Genomic DNA, 14701 nt, shown 5'->3' with positions numbered 1-14701 from the left:
GGTTGGATGATTGCGGCCGGCTCGCGGTGCCTGCACCGCGCAACGCGACCGATGCGCCGGGCTATTCGCGCCCGCGCAGGCGGCTCGCCGCGATCAAGCCGATCACGAGCAGCGCACCGACTAGCCCGACGACGCCGTTCCAGCCATGACCGGCCCACACATGGCCGCCATACGAACCGACCAGGCTCGAGCCGATGTAGTACGCGAGCAGATACAGCGCAGCGGCCTGGCCTTTCGCGTCTTTCGCCAGACGCCCGACCCAGCCGCTCGCGACCGAATGCCCGGCAAAGAACCCGAACGTCACGCAGGCGATACCGGTCGCGATCGCCGCGAGCGGATGCAGCATCGTCAGCGCGAGGCCGAGCACCATCAGCAGCAGGCTCCCGATCAGCACGCGTGCACGGCCGAACGTGTCGGCCATGCGCCCGGACCATGGCGACGCGACCACGCCAACCAGATAGACGATGAAAATCGCGCCGATCTCCGTCTGATTCAACCGATACGGCGGCGCGAGCAGCCGGTAGCCGATGTAGTTGTACAGCGTGACGAAGCTGCCCATCAGCACGAAGCCGAGCAGGAACAGCAACGGCAGACCCGGTCGCGTGAACTGGCGCAACAGCAGCGTGCGGTGATGCGCGAAGCCGAGCCCGCGGCGCGGCACGAAATGGCGCGACGGTGGCAGCAGCGCGCGGAACGCGAGCATCGACAGCAGGCCGAGCACGCCGATCGTGCCGATCGCGATGCGCCACGAAAACAGATCCGCGACCACGCCGGTGATGACCCGCCCGGCCATGCCGCCGATCGCCGTGCCGCCGACGTACAGGCCCATCGCGAGGCCGAGGCCGTCGGGATGCACTTCCTCGGCGAGATAAGCCATCGCGACGGCCGGCACGCCGCCGAGCGCGAGCCCTTCGAGCGTACGCAGCACGAGCAGCTGGTGCCAGTGCGGCGCGACCGATACGCCAATCGTCAGCACCGACGACACCGTCAGCGACAGCGTCATCAGCTTGTGCCGGCTCCAACCCTCGGAGACGAAACCGGCGACGAAGATCGCGAGCGCGAGCGCAGCAGTGGATAGTGACAACGACAGACTGCTTTGCGCCGGCGTTACGTTGAACGCTTCGGAAAACGACGGCAGCAGCGGCTGCACGCAGTAGAGCAGTGAGAACGTCGCGTAGCCGGCGAACAGCAGCGCGAGGCTGGCACGCCAGTACGCGCGCGAGCCGCGTTCGAGATAAGGGATGTCCGACACGGTGGTGGTGCTTGCGCAAGCAGCTGAAGCTGCGCCGCGGGAGGGAACGGCAGATGCGGTCCGCTGGGATTGCGGCGGCAGGGTCACAACAAAACTCCTTGGGTCACACGGAAACGCGCAAAGCTGTTAAGGATACGCTGAAAACGCGTTTCAAGCCGGCGTCGCGGGCAACGCGGCGTGCCAATGGTGACCCGCAGCGCTCCATCCGCAGCACGTCGCGCGCCTGTCTCCCGGCGCTAGCCGTGCGCCCCGGCTTCACTGCCCGGCGCCGGCGTCCGCGTCGCCCCCGAAGTCGCCGTCGACGGATGCACGAGCGCGTCGTCGCCCGGCACTCGGATGATGATCAGGGTTCAGCGTGATCAGGATGTCCGAGTCGGATGTGCCGATCGTGCCCGTGTTGCTGTACGAACGGTTGATGCCCGACACCGGCAGACCGATGTTGTCGATGATCGAATGCAGCTCGCCGGCCGGAATCAGCTGACGGCTGAGCGCATCGACACGATCGGTCAGCACCGCGGTTTCCTCGACGCGCATGCCGGTTTTCGCGCGCATGTGCAGCGCGATCGTGCCGGCATCGACGGCGGGGGAAAAGTCGCGGCCGATAAACGGCAGCAACAGCAGCGACGCGCAACAGCACGCGAGAAACAGCGTGACGAACAGTCCCGGTCGCGCGACACGCGCTTCGAGAAATACGCGGTAGCGCTCGCGCAAACGCGAGAAACCGCGCTCGAACGCGTAGTGCATGCGCATCAACGGATTGCGCGTTTGCACCGGTGCGTGATGTAAATCCGCGGGCTTGTGGTGATAGCGCAGCAGATACTTCGCGAGCGTCGGCACGAGCGTACGCGAGAAGAAGTACGACGCGAGCATCGCGAACACCACCGCTTCGGCAAGCGGAATGAACAGATAGTGCGCGACACCGGTGAGCAGAAACATCGGCACGAACACGATACAGATCGACAGCGTCGACACCAGCGTCGGAATCGCGATCTGATGCGCGCCGTCGAGAATCGCCTGTTCTAGCGTCTTGCCCTGTTCGAGCTGATGGCTGATGTTTTCGATCGCGACGGTCGCATCGTCGACGAGAATCCCGACCGCGAGCGCGAGCCCGCCGAGCGTCATGATGTTGATCGTCTGACCGAGAGAGGACAACGCGATGATCATCGATGATCAGCGTCGTGCGCCAGTTGCCGAGGAACAGCAGAATCATCAGGCCCGTCAGGCACGCGGCGATCAGCGCTTCACGCAATACGCCCTGCACGGATGCACGCACGAACAGCGATTGGTCGGCGACGGGGTCGATATTCAGCGACGGCGGCACCAGATTGCGCAGCGTCGGCATCATCGTCTTGATGCGGTCGACGATATCGAGCGTGGACATTCCGTGTGTTCGATATCGTTGACCGCCACCGACAAGCCGCGCTCGTAGTTCAGCGCGATGCGCCGCTCCATTTCGTCGGCGGGCAGGCCGTTATACGACCCGATGACCGAGAGCACCGGAATATCGATGTTCGGAAAGATGTCGGTGGGCGTGCGCAGAATGGTCAACGGTCCGACGATCAGCAACAGCAGCGCCAGCACGACGAACGTATAGGGGCGCCGTAGCGCGAGACGAACGATCCACATGACTAGCGCAGACGGATGAAATGAGCGGCGAGCGCGCCGCGCGGATCGGAAACGAGGCGCGCACCTCGGCGCGAAGGCAGGTGCGAAGCCGCGCGGCGCCCGCATCTGGCAGATCGTTCCGGCCGTGCACGTTTTTGATGTCTCCCCCCGCAGGGTTTATGATGGTCTGCATTACGACGTCTGACGCCGAGATAATCGGCCGTGCGCAGCGTAATGGGAATAGGGCGAAACGACGGGTGAAAGCCTTCTATTCGCCTTCCCAAAGCCCCGCAAAGCGGGAACAATGACTCGAACCTCTTACGCGCCATGCGCGCGACAGATTAAGTGCGCACGCAACGTCAAATGCGAAGCGGCGTTTTTATCATCACCTCGACCGGCGTGAAATCATAAAGCCGGCTAAGGGAAGCGGGGAATTATCATGGAAGTCGGTTCCATTGTCCGATCGGTACATATCGCCGTGCCGCAAGGCGCGCGCGGAATCGTCATGCGCATTCTTGGCGACATGGCGATGGTGGCGTGGTACGCCGGCGAGCCCGGCGCCTCGCAGCAACTCAATACCGAACCCTTTTTCCTGGAAGATCTGATCGATACCGGCGACCTGATACGTCCGGCCGGCGCGCAGACGCATTGAACGAGAGGCTTACCGGTTGCTCATTGCCGTTGTGTGACCCGCAGGTGCGGGCTGTATTGATGCTGTAAGGTCAGATCGGCTCGCCAGCATCGCCGTGGGCCGATGCGCGCGTCGATTCACGGCGCGTCCCAAATCAGCCCGTATTTCTAGCGATGCCACGCACGCATTGTGAGTCGTCGCCCTCGTCTTTACCCGCGGCGCGGCGCACAATGCGGGGCATGAACGACACCATTCCCGACAATTCCTATCCCGAGGCCGGCGCCGATGGCGCCGTGCCATTCGCGCGGCTCACGCCGGAAACCGTGCTCGACGCGATCGACGGCGTGCTCGCAACGACCGGCGTGCGTACCGACGGCCGTCTGCTGCCGCTCAACAGCTACGAAAATCGCGTGTATCAGGTCGGCGTCGAAGACGGTCCGCCCGTGGTCGCGAAGTTCTATCGTCCCGAGCGCTGGAGCGACGCGGGGATTCTCGAAGAGCACGCGTTCGTCGCCGAACTCGCCGCGCGCGAGATCCCGGCCGTGCCCGCGCGCGTGCTCGATGGCCGCACGCTGCACAGCTTCGACGGCTTCCGCTTCTCGGTCTTCGAGCGACGCGGCGGTCGCGCGCCGGATCTCGACCGGCGCGACACGCTGGAATGGCTGGGGCGTTTCATCGGACGTATTCATGCGATCGGGCAGACCCAGGACTACGTAGAACGTCCCACGCTAAACATCGACACGTTCGGCTACGAGCCGCGCGACTTCCTGCTCGCGCACCGTTTCGTGCCCGACGATCTGCGCACCGCGTGGGAAACCGTCGTGAATCTCGCGCTCGAAGGCGTCGCGCGTGCGTTCGAGCGGGCTGGCGAGATTCGCAGGCTGCGTCTGCACGGCGACTGTCATCCGAGCAACGTGCTGTGGACCGACGCGGGCCCGCATTTCGTCGATTTCGACGACAGCCGCATGGGGCCCGCGATTCAGGATCTGTGGCTGCTGTTGCCGGGCGAGCGTGCGGAGGCGTCGCGCGCGCTGGCCGATCTGCTCGCCGGTTACGAGGATTTCTGCGAATTCGATCCGCGCGAGCTGTATCTGATCGAAGCGCTGCGCACGTTGCGGCTGATTCACTATCAGGCATGGCTCGCGCGCCGCTGGAACGATCCGGCGTTTCCGGCCGCGTTTCCGTGGTTCAACACACAGCGCTACTGGGAAGATCGCATCCTCGAGATGCGCGAGCAGATCGGCGCGATGCAGGAAGGGCCGTTGTGGCCGGTTTGACGTGTTGACGGTCAAGGCGCCTGCGACGCCACGTTCGACGACTCCACCAACGTCGATCTGACGATCACCTCCGCGCGCACGTCCCGCCCAATCGCTTCGATCGCGGGACGCATGCGCGTGAAATCGTCGGGCGTGCAGACGTCGCTGTCGAAATGGGTGGCGCCGTCGCGCGTCATCGTGACCACGTTGCTGCGCGGGTCGAACGCGTACTGCGACGTGAAATCGACGAAGCGGTCCTGCGTGCGTTGCGCCTCCGGCATGTCGAGCACGCGGAAATTGGCCGGCAGTTCGATGCGCGCGCGTTCGTGGATCGCGAGGTTGTGGCACACGAACGGCTGCGTGCGCTTGCGTTCGCCGAGCCAGTAGCGCGTGTCGGCTTCGACGCCGCCGCCGAGGCTCGTCAAGGCCGGAATCGAGGCCGTCATGCCGGTCACCACGAGACTCTCGAGCGTGCCTTTCATCGTCAGCGTGAGCGGGCCGTCGGCCGCGCTGAGGTCGCTCGTCGTCAGCGTCGCGGTGCCGCGCAGATTCGCGTTGCGTAACTCGGCCTGAATCGATTCCTCGCGTTGCGCGGGCGATTGCGTGCGCAGCCGCGCGCGGGCCTGCTCGGCGTACGGCCCGGCATCCTGCAGCCGATACGTGAAGCTCGCCGAGCCATCCGGTTCGATCTTGATCGCGAGATCGGTGCTGCGCGACATCTGCGCGGTGGCCGGCGTTTGCGCGAGCACGCCGTCGCCGATCAGCACGGTAGGACGGTCCATGTCGGACGAAGGCAGAAAACCGAATTCGACGTTCGACGCGGTCGAATCCGCGTACATCTGCAAATCGGGCAGCCACGTGATCGCATGATTGATGACGCCGTAGCCCGGGACGCTCGGCAGCGTGTAGATCGTGCCGCTGCTGATCAACGCCGGCTCGTTGCGCACGCCGAGCGCGTCGAGCAGCGCGCCGTAGAGCGCGACGTGGTCCTTGCAGTCGCCATAGCGGTTCGCGAGAATCGCGCTCGCGCTGTGCGGCACGACGGCGCCACGTCCGACGTAGATCGCAACATAGCGGATATTGCGGCGAACCCAGTCGTACAGCGTTTTGGCTTTGTCGTGTGGGGTGTGATCGTGCGCGGTCAACTGCTGCGCGAGCTGGGTGATCGCGACGTCGTGCGCGCCCGGGTCGGCCGCGGAGCTGCGATAGGAGGCGGCGAACGCGGCATAGCTCGGGAAGGTCGACACCATCAGTCGATCACCGTACGACACGTACGCGACCGAGCCGCGTTCGAGCCGGTCGAAGTGTGCCTTGTCATAGCGGAATTCGTAACGCGTGCGGCCGTCGCGCGTGACCGGTGTCACTGCGCTGAAGCCGCGCGCGTCCGCATACAGCGGCTTGTCGGCGGGCAGGTCGTAGATCAGGCGGAAGTTGCGGGTCGGCGCGAGATCGGGCGGCGTGAAGTCGCTGAATTCGCCCGGCACTATCGGCTGACGCTGCGTCTTGCGGTACGTCAGATGCACGCGCGCGCCGGGTTCGACCGCGGGGAACACGATCACCTTTTCCTGGATGTCCTGGAACATCGGCGCGTCGAACGAGCGGACTTCCTGCACGTCGCGGATCTGCTCGGGCGCAACGTCGTGACGCTTGCCGTCGGCGGTGACCGTGTAGGCCTCGAGGATCTGCACGTCGGCCATGTTGCGGTTGAACCAGACGTATTGCTGAGCGACCCGCTCGACGCCGGCTTCGTTGTTCACGCGCAGCGTCATCGAATCGAGCTTCGCATACGAGCCGTCAGCGTTGACGGTGAAGGTCTGCGTCTCGCCTTCGTTGGTGTAGGGATCGTCGAGGTTGAGCGGCGCGCTCGCGCTCGCGGCGTGAACGCCGGCCAGCCAGCCGGCGGAGGCAAGGACCACGAGGCAGAGTCGCATGACGGCGGGCTACACGCTGTAAGCGGCGCCACCCGACGCCGCAATCTCCCGCGCGGCCTTCGCGCCTTCGACCTGCAATAGCGTCGGCAGCGACACGCCATTTTTCGCCGCCGTCACCTCCGCCAGAATCGACACCGCGATCTCGGGCGGCGTCCTGCTGCCGATATAAATGCCGACAGGTCCATGCAAGCGGGCCAGTTCGGCTTCGTTCAGATCGAACTCCTTCAGGCGCTCGCGTCGCGCGTGATTGTTCCTGCGCGAGCCGAGCGCGCCGACATAAAACGCCGGCGTCTTCAATGCTTCCATCAGCGCGAGATCGTCGAGCTTCGGATCGTGCGTGAGCGCGATTACCGCGCAGCGCTCGTCGAGCTTCATGTCGAGCACGGTATCGTCCGGCATCGTGCGTACGATCTTCGTGCCCGGCACGTCCCATTCCTCGGTGTATTCCTCGCGCGGATCGCAGACCGTCACCTGATAATCGAGCCCCACCGCGATATGACACAGGTAGCGAGACAACTGCCCGGCGCCGATCACTAGCATCCGGTAGCGCGGGCCGTGGATCGTCGACAGACGCTCACCGTCGAAATGCACGCCGTCGGTCGCCTGTGCGTCGTCGAGCCGCACCGCGCCCGTCGTCATGTCGAGTTCGCGCGCGACGAGCCGGCCATTTTCGACCGCGTGACACAGCTCGGCGATGCCGCTTTGCCGCGTCAACGGTTCGAGCACGAGCTGGATCGTGCCGCCGCACGGCAGGCCGAAGCGATGCGCTTCCTCGGCCGTGATGCCGTACTTCACCGCCTCCGGATGTGTCTGCTCGATGCCCCGTTGCCGCACGCGATCGATCAGATCGTCTTCGATGCAGCCGCCCGACACCGAGCCCACCACGAGGCCGTCGTCGCGCACCGCGAGCATCGCGCCCTCGGGACGCGGCGACGAGCCCCACGTCTTCACGACCGTCACGAGGAGCGCGCGATGTCCGTCCGCCAGCCAGCGGGCGCAGGTTTTCAGAACTTCGAGATCCACGCTGTCCATGATTTCTTCCCTTTCTTTGCTTCGCCGCCGGACTCGCCGTCCGCGGCCTCGTTCGATTCCGTTTGCTCGGAGGCGGATGCGGCTTCGGCTTCGGTTTCGGTATGCACCGGGGCGTCGCCTTCCGCTGTTTCATGAGCGCTATTGTCTCCCGAGAGCTGGACGCCGAGGCGCTTGAAAAACTCCCCCGCAATCTTGCGCGCCGCACCGTCGACGAGCCGCGAGCCGATCTGCGCGAGCTTGCCGCCGACCTGCGCATTGGCGGTGTAGGAGAGCTTCGTCGCGGCATCGCCGTCGGCTTCGAGCGAGACGTGCGTGTTGCCCTTGGCAAAACCCGCGGCGCCGCCCTGGCCTTCGAACACAATGGTGTAGGTGTTCGGCGCGTCGATATCGGTCAGTTGCATGCGCCCCTTGAAGCGCGCCTTGACCGGGCCGACCGCCGCGCTCAGCGTGACCAGGTACGCGTTTTCGCCGTCCGGGTCGATGCTTTCGCAGCCGGGAATGCAAGCGCGCAGAATCTCGGTGTCGTTCAACGCGTCCCAGGTTTGCTGCTGCGCGACCGGCAGCGTATGAATTTCGCTCAATTCCATGACGTTGCTCCTGCGAATGTCGTCGCGACGACGGCGCGGCGAGGCGCGCGTGTCAGTTGCGCGAGATCGTGGCCGAACGCTGCGAGACTGTCTAGATTATGAACCGGACGATGCGCGTCGACATACGGCAGGATCGCCTGCACGCCGCGCGCCTTCGGAGTAAAGCCGCTGAACCGCAGCAGCGGATTGAGCCACACGATGCGATGCGCGAAGCGTGCGAGGCGCGCCATTTCGGTATCGAGCACGTCGATCGCTTCGTGATCGAGACCGTCGGTGACGAGCAGCACCGTCGCACGACCTGTGAGCACGCGGCGCGCCCAGCGTCGGTTGAATTCGGCGAGCGCCGCGCCGATGCGCGTGCCGCCCGACCAGTCGACCACCTGATCGCTGAGCGTCGCGATCGCGACGTCCGGATCGCGTTCGCGCAATGCGCGCGTCGCGTTCGTGAGCCGCGTGCCGAACAGAAACACCTGCAGACGTTCGCGCGACTGCAACAACGCGTGGCAAAAGTAGAGCACCGCGCGCGAGTAGTTGCTCATCGAGCCGGAAATGTCGAGCAGCAGCACGAGCGGCGGCTTGCGCTCGACCCTCGCGCGATACTTCCACACGGTCCAGTCGCCACCGGCGCGCACCGCATGCCGCGCGCTCGCGCGCAAGTCCGCATGCGTGCCGTGCGATGCCGCCTTCAGGCGCCGCGTCGATTCGGTTGCGAGCGGCAGCCGCTGGCCGCGAATCAGATGCCGCAGCGTGCGCCATTCGTCGGCGTTCAGCGTGTCGAAATCGCGATGACGCAGCCGCTCTTCTGCGCTGAACGTCAACTGCGCATGCAACTCGTGCTGCTCGGTTTCCTGCGGCGCATTCAGATGCGGCGACGGTGGCATGCGCACCGCGAGCGCATCGGCGAGACGGTTGTTGCGCTTAGGCGGTGGCAGCCCGTCGCGCACTTTCGGCAGCAGCAGCGCGCGCAGCTTGCCTTCCCAATCGGGGTCGCGCCAGAACAGATCGAACGCGGCATTGAAGAGTTCGCGTTCGTCGGGCGCGGTGACGAGCAGCGCGGCAAGCGCGGCGTGCACGTCGTCGCGGCGGCCGAGGTCGATCCACTGCAACGCGGCGAGTGCGTCGACTGCCTGTGCGGGCGACATCGGCAAGCCGGCGCCGCGCAGCACGCGCACGAAATGGACGACGTTGCGCGCGAGCGTGGGCGCAGTGTGCTGGTTCGTGTCGTCGAGCCTGCCCGAGCCGGTTCCGTTCGTCATGCCAACGACCCTCACCCGGACAGACACTGCGCGATCTGCGCGGCATCCACACGCGCGAGATCGTCCTGATACTTGAGCAGTACGCCGAGCGTGTTCTGCACCGATTGCGGATCGAGCTCCGTGACCGACAGCGCTTCGAGCGCGCGGCACCAGTCGATCGTCTCGGCGATGCCGGGCGCCTTGAACAGATCCATGCCGCGCAGCCGATGCACGAAGTCGACCGCGCGCCGCTGCAATTGCGCCGACGTTTGCGGCGCGCGCGCGGCGACGATCTCCAGTTCGCGATCGCGGTCCGGATAGCCGATCCATTGATACAGACAGCGGCGCTTCAACGCGTCGTGAACTTCGCGCGTGCGGTTCGACGTCATGATGACGAGCGGCGGCTGCGTCGCGCGCACGGTGCCGTATTCGGGAATCGATACCTGGAAGTCGGACAGGAGTTCGAGCAGGAATGCCTCGAACGGTTCGTCGGCGCGGTCGATTTCGTCGATCAGCAGCACGCGCCGCGCGCCGGGATGGTTTTCGTCGGGCATCAACGCCTGCAGAAGCGGACGCTTCAGCAGGAATTCGCCACGATATAGCGTGTCGTTGTCGGGGCGCTCGCCGCTCGCTTCGGCAAGCCGCAGCGCCATGATCTGGCGCGGGTAGTCCCATTCGTAAAGCGCGCTCGCGGTGTCGAGGCCTTCATAGCATTGCAGGCGCAGCAACGTGGTGCCGAGCATGCCCGCCGCCGCTTTCGCGAGCTCGGTTTTGCCGACACCCGGCTCGCCTTCGACGAACAACGGCCGCTCCATGCGCAGCGCGAGATACAGTGCGGTCGCGAGCTCGCGGCTCGCGAAATAGCGTTGGGCGGCGAGTTGGGCGAGGGTGTCGTCGATCGAAGCCGGCTGCATGGTGATCCTGAATCTGCGCGACAGGCCATGGCAAAGCGTGGCGCGAGTGAAGAACGCAATGGCCGCGAGCCCGGCGTCGAACTGTCGCGCCGGCTCGCGAAGTGAACGAAGCCGGCTTGCGCGCACCGTGGTGAAGGCGCGGCAAGCCGGGGCGGCTAGCGAGGATCGCTAGGCATTTGCCTTCGTGACCGCGCGCGCGGCGAGCACCGGAATCAGATGCGCGCGATACGCGGCGCTCGCGTGCATGTCGTCGTTCAGCTCCTCGGGCGACACGCTCACTGCACGTGCCGCCTCGGGCGTGAAGTTCGTCGACAGCGCGCTTTCGAGCTCGGCCACGCGAAACACCGATGACGCCGCCCCCGTTACCGCGACGCGCACGCCGCTCGCGACCTTCGCGACGAACACGCCGACCAGCGCAAAGTGCGAGGCCGAATTGCGGAATTTCTCGTATGCGGCACGCTCGGGCACCGGAAACTCGACGGCGACGATCAGCTCGTCGGGCGCGAGCGCGGTCTCGTACATGCCGACGAAGAAATCGGCCGAAGCGATGCGCCGCCGGTCCGTGACGATCGTCGCATCGAGGCCCATCGCCGCCGCCGGGTAGCACGCGGCCGGGTCGTTGTTCGCGAGCGAGCCGCCGATCGTGCCGAGCGCGCGCACCTGGCGATCACCGATATTCGCGGCCAGCTCCGCGAGCGCGGGCAACACGCGCCGCACGTCCGCGTGTTCGGCGACGTCCGCGTGACAGACGGCTGCGCCGATCGTCACCGTGCTGGCGTCGACGGTGATCGTCCTGAGCGCGGGAATGCGCGTCACGTCGATCAGTTGCGACGGCTGCGCGAGACGCAGGCGCATCGTCGGCAGAAGGCTCTGGCCGCCGGCGAGGAACTTCGCGTCGCTGTCGGCGGTGAGGGCTGCGGCGGCCGCCTGCGGATCCGTCGCGCGTTGATACTCGAATGAATACATGTCGAATGCTCCGCTCAGGATCGTTGGGTCAGGCTTGCTTCGCCGCTTGAATCGCGGACCAGACGCGATGCGGCGTGGCCGGCATCTGCAGATTGGTCACGCCAAGCGGCGCGAGCGCGTCGATGATCGCGTTGATCACGGCCGGCGGTGAGCCGATCGCGCCCGCTTCGCCGCAGCCTTTGACGCCGAGCGGATTGTGCGTGCATGGCGTGCCCTTCGACGTTTCGACCGTGAAGTCGGGCAGGTCGGACGCATGCGGCATCGCGTAGTCCATGTAAGAGCCGGACAGCAACTGGCCGCTGTCGTTGTCGTACACGCAGCGCTCGAGCATCGCCTGACCGATGCCTTGCCCGAGCCCGCCATGCACCTGACCTTCGACGATCATCGGATTGATCACGTTGCCAAAATCGTCGACCGCGGTGAACTGCTGGATGCGGGAGACGCCGGTGTCCGGATCGACTTCGATCTCGCAGATATACGCACCCGACGGATACGTGAAGTTGGTCGGATCGTAGAACGCGCTTTCTTCGAGCCCCGGTTCGAGCACGTCGAGCGGATAGTTGTGCGGCACGTACGCGGCGAGCGAGATCTCCGCGAACGCCTTGGTGCGGTCGGTGCCCGCGACGCGGAACACACCGTTCCTGAACTCGATGTCTTCAGCCGACGCTTCGAGCAGATGCGCGGCGATCTTCTTCGCCTTTGCTTCGATCTTGTCTAGCGCCTTCGAGATGGCCGAGCCGCCGACCGCGATCGAACGCGAACCATACGTGCCCATGCCGAACGCGATGCGGCCGGTGTCGCCGTGCACGATCTCGACGCTTTCGAGGGCAATGCCGAGGCGGTCCGCGACGACTTGCGCGAAGGTCGTCTCATGCCCCTGGCCGTGGCTATGCGAGCCCGTGAACACGGTCACCGAACCGGTCGGGTGCACGCGAATCTGGCCGACTTCGAACAGGCCCGCGCGCGCGCCGAGCGCGCCCGCGATGTTCGACGGCGCGAGACCGCATGCCTCGATGTAGCACGAATAGCCGAGGCCGCGGCGCTTGCCGTTGTTTTCGGATTCCTGCCGGCGTGCGGCGAAGCCCTCGACGTCCGCGAGCGTGAGCGCGCGCGACAGGATCGCGTTGTAGTCGCCGGTGTCGTAGGTGAGGCCGACCGGCGTCGCGTACGGGAATTGCGTGATGAAATTGCGGCGGCGGATTTCCGCGGGGTCGAGTTTCATCTCGCGCGCCGCGGCTTCCACCAGGCGCTCGACGACGAACGTCGCTTCCGGCCGGCCCGCGCCGCGATACGCATCGACGGGAACGGTGTTGGTGAAGACGGCCTTCACTTCGGCGTAGATCGCGGGCGTTGCGTATTGCCCGGCGAGCAGCGTCGCGTACAGGATCGTCGGCACGCTCGACGCGAATGTCGACAGATACGCGCCCATGTTGGCGATCGTATGCACGCGCATCGCGAGGAACTTGCCGTCGGCGTCCAGCGCAAGCTCGGCTTTGGTCACGTGATCGCGGCCGTGCGCATCGGAAAGGAACGCCTCGGAGCGCTCGGCGGTCCATTTGACCGGCCGGCCGATCTTCTTCGACGCCCAGGTGAGCGCGACGTCTTCGGCGTATAGAAAGATCTTCGAGCCGAAGCCGCCGCCGACGTCCGGCGCGATCACGCGCAGCTTCGATTCCGGCAGCGACAGCACGAACGCGGCCATCAGCAGCCGCTCGACGTGCGGGTTCTGATTCGCGACGTACAGCGTGTAGCTCTCGTCCTGCGCCGAATAGTTCGCGTTGACCGCGCGCGGTTCGATCGCGTTCGGCACGAGGCGGTTGTTGACGATGTCGAGGGTGGTCACGTGTGCGGCTTTCGCGAACGCGGCGTCGGTCGCGGCCTTGTCGCCGTGGCCCCAGTTGTAGCAGACGTTGTCGGGCACTTCGTCGTGCACGGCCGCTTGACCAGGGTCGGCCGCATGCGCGGTATCGACGACGGCCGGCAGTTCTTCGTAATCGACGTCGATCAGTTCGGCCGCATCTTTCGCCGCCTTGATCGATTCAGCGATCACGAGCGCGACCTGATCGCCCACGTGCCGCGCTTTCGTATGCGCGATCACCGGATGCGGCGGCTCGTTCATCGGCTTGCCGTCGGTGCTATGGATCAGCCAGCCGCACGGCAGTCCGCCGACGTTGTCGGCGGCGAGATCCGCGCCGGTGAAGATCGCGATCACGCCCGGCGACTGTTTGGCCGCGCTCGTGTCGATGCTTCTGATCTTCGCGTGCGCGTGCGGTGAGCGCAGGAACACCGCGTAGGTTTGCTGCGGCAGCACGATGTCGTCGGTGTACTGGCCTTTGCCGGTCAGGAAGCGATAGTCTTCCTTGCGTTCGACGGCGGCGCCAATCAGGCTCTGTGTATCGGGTGCGTTCATCGTCGGCTCCTCAAGCGGCGGTGGCGCCGGCGGCATTCGTGCCGGCAGATGCGCTCGATGCGGCGGACTTCATACCCGCGGCGCCCTCGAGCACGGCCTTGACGATGTTGTGATAGCCCGTACAGCGGCACAGATTGCCGTCGAGCTGCTCGCGCACCTCGTCGCCGGTCAGATCGGGTTGACGCTGCACCAGCGACACCGCGTTCATCACCATGCCCGGCGTGCAGAAGCCGCATTGCAGACCGTGACAGTGTTTGAACGCGGCCTGCATCGGATGCAGCGCGCCGTTGTGCGCGAGCCCTTCGATGGTCGTGACTTCGGCGCCATCGGCTTGCACGGCGAGGATGTTGCAGGACTTGATCGCGCGGCCGTTCAGATGCACGGTGCAGGCGCCGCATTGCGCCGTATCGCAGCCGACATGGGTGCCGGTCAGACGGAGTTGATCGCGCAGGAACTGGACAAGCAGGGTGCCAGGGTCGACTGAGGCGCTCACGGGCGCGCCATTGACCGTCAGACTGATGCTGATCGCCATGAAGCTGTCTCCTTTGTCGACCGCAGTTAGCGCTTCAGCGCTTACTGCGGTCCCATGCGTTTATCGCGGTCGATCGGAGCGAGCGCGTTGGCGTATCGATCCCTGCCTCGGCGCAGACCACGATCCCATGCAAGATAGTTGCTGTGGGTGAGGCCGGACCTGTGATTGTTATTGCCCCCTGCTTTGCTTCGACTGCGTGCTGACTTCGATTCGCCAGGTCCGATGAGGCTACTACGGGTTTTACAAATCTGCCGAAAAGTAAAGCACAAATCGCGCGGGCGCGCTATGAGGGGAAGTGTGTTCGGCGCGCGCGAGCGCACGACGAGAACACGGCGGCCACGGAATGGGAC

The 14701-nt window shown here is 65.5% G+C and carries 11 protein-coding genes and 1 pseudogene; 2 read left to right on the top strand and 10 right to left on the bottom strand.

The genetic code is table 11. The features are described 5' to 3' along the window. Positions 1-61 precede the first annotated feature (61 nt). Together OKW39_RS11360 and OKW39_RS11355 are read right to left on the bottom strand one after the other, a co-directional pair. Positions 62-1252 (bottom strand): MFS transporter, encoded by a 1191-nt coding sequence (locus tag OKW39_RS11360; RefSeq protein WP_429362579.1) that lies wholly within the window; start codon positions 1250-1252, stop codon positions 62-64. Between the two features lie 282 nt (positions 1253-1534). Then, a pseudogene (locus tag OKW39_RS11355) lies at positions 1535-2878 on the bottom strand (efflux RND transporter permease subunit); the annotation flags it as partial. 418 nt (positions 2879-3296) lie between these two features. On the opposite strand from OKW39_RS11355, the gene OKW39_RS11350 reads away from it, so the two are divergent. Beyond that, on the top strand, positions 3297-3509 hold the full coding sequence (locus tag OKW39_RS11350; protein WP_018419122.1) for a hypothetical protein: 213 nt from the start codon (positions 3297-3299) through the stop codon (positions 3507-3509). A 209-nt stretch (positions 3510-3718) separates the two neighbouring features. Beyond that, positions 3719-4765 (top strand): serine/threonine protein kinase, encoded by a 1047-nt coding sequence (locus tag OKW39_RS11345; RefSeq protein ID WP_429562701.1) that lies wholly within the window; start codon positions 3719-3721, stop codon positions 4763-4765. An 11-nt stretch (positions 4766-4776) separates the two neighbouring features. Here the strand turns inward: OKW39_RS11345 and OKW39_RS11340 are convergent, their stop codons facing one another. The 8 genes from OKW39_RS11340 to OKW39_RS11305 all read right to left on the bottom strand — a co-directional run bounded on the left by OKW39_RS11340 (position 4777) and on the right by OKW39_RS11305 (position 14351). Beyond that, positions 4777-6675 carry a DUF3857 domain-containing transglutaminase family protein gene (locus OKW39_RS11340; RefSeq protein WP_429335589.1) on the bottom strand — a complete coding sequence of 633 codons (1899 nt, stop codon included), beginning with the start codon at positions 6673-6675 and terminating at the stop codon, positions 4777-4779. 9 nt (positions 6676-6684) lie between these two features. Further along, entirely contained in the window at positions 6685-7707 is a 1023-nt protein-coding gene (locus OKW39_RS11335; protein WP_429562700.1) for an XdhC family protein, read from the bottom strand. Beyond that, on the bottom strand, positions 7680-8294 hold the full coding sequence (locus OKW39_RS11330) for a CoxG family protein (RefSeq protein ID WP_429562699.1): 615 nt from the start codon (positions 8292-8294) through the stop codon (positions 7680-7682). The genes OKW39_RS11335 and OKW39_RS11330 overlap by 28 nt, the downstream gene beginning before the upstream one ends. Next, entirely contained in the window at positions 8285-9550 is a 1266-nt protein-coding gene (locus tag OKW39_RS11325; protein WP_429562698.1) for a vWA domain-containing protein, read from the bottom strand. The genes OKW39_RS11330 and OKW39_RS11325 overlap by 10 nt, the downstream gene beginning before the upstream one ends. An 11-nt stretch (positions 9551-9561) precedes the next feature. Beyond that, positions 9562-10443, bottom strand: a complete 882-nt coding sequence (locus tag OKW39_RS11320; RefSeq protein WP_090802637.1) for an AAA family ATPase — start codon at positions 10441-10443, stop codon at positions 9562-9564. A gap of 168 nt (positions 10444-10611) precedes the next feature. Beyond that, on the bottom strand, positions 10612-11409 hold the full coding sequence (locus OKW39_RS11315) for an FAD binding domain-containing protein (RefSeq protein WP_429562697.1): 798 nt from the start codon (positions 11407-11409) through the stop codon (positions 10612-10614). A 28-nt stretch (positions 11410-11437) separates the two neighbouring features. Beyond that, on the bottom strand, positions 11438-13819 hold the full coding sequence (locus OKW39_RS11310) for a xanthine dehydrogenase family protein molybdopterin-binding subunit (RefSeq protein ID WP_429562696.1): 2382 nt from the start codon (positions 13817-13819) through the stop codon (positions 11438-11440). Positions 13820-13829: 10 nt separating this feature from the next. Further along, positions 13830-14351, bottom strand: coding sequence for a (2Fe-2S)-binding protein (locus OKW39_RS11305; RefSeq protein ID WP_429562695.1), 522 nt, complete (start codon positions 14349-14351; stop codon positions 13830-13832). Positions 14352-14701 lie beyond the last annotated feature (350 nt).

Origin of the sequence: Paraburkholderia sp. MM6662-R1 (assembly GCF_050436245.1) — a bacterium.
Lineage (GTDB): Bacteria > Pseudomonadota > Gammaproteobacteria > Burkholderiales > Burkholderiaceae > Paraburkholderia > Paraburkholderia tuberum.
This window is presented reverse-complemented; position numbering and strand designations above follow the sequence as displayed.

Bases quoted from the DNA above. Each gene is read 5' to 3' on its own strand.
- OKW39_RS11350 (WP_018419122.1), top strand. From the start codon at position 3,297: ATGGAAGTCGGTTCCATTGTCCGATCGGTACATATCGCCGTGCCGCAA.
- OKW39_RS11345 (WP_429562701.1), top strand. From the start codon at position 3,719: ATGCGGGGCATGAACGACACCATTCCCGACAATTCCTATCCCGAGGCC.
- OKW39_RS11340 (WP_429335589.1), bottom strand. From the start codon at position 6,675: ATGCGACTCTGCCTCGTGGTCCTTGCCTCCGCCGGCTGGCTGGCCGGC.
- OKW39_RS11335 (WP_429562700.1), bottom strand. From the start codon at position 7,707: ATGGACAGCGTGGATCTCGAAGTTCTGAAAACCTGCGCCCGCTGGCTG.
- OKW39_RS11330 (WP_429562699.1), bottom strand. From the start codon at position 8,294: ATGGAATTGAGCGAAATTCATACGCTGCCGGTCGCGCAGCAGCAAACC.
- OKW39_RS11325 (WP_429562698.1), bottom strand. From the start codon at position 9,550: ATGACGAACGGAACCGGCTCGGGCAGGCTCGACGACACGAACCAGCAC.
- OKW39_RS11320 (WP_090802637.1), bottom strand. From the start codon at position 10,443: ATGCAGCCGGCTTCGATCGACGACACCCTCGCCCAACTCGCCGCCCAA.
- OKW39_RS11315 (WP_429562697.1), bottom strand. From the start codon at position 11,409: ATGTATTCATTCGAGTATCAACGCGCGACGGATCCGCAGGCGGCCGCC.
- OKW39_RS11310 (WP_429562696.1), bottom strand. From the start codon at position 13,819: ATGAACGCACCCGATACACAGAGCCTGATTGGCGCCGCCGTCGAACGC.
- OKW39_RS11305 (WP_429562695.1), bottom strand. From the start codon at position 14,351: ATGGCGATCAGCATCAGTCTGACGGTCAATGGCGCGCCCGTGAGCGCC.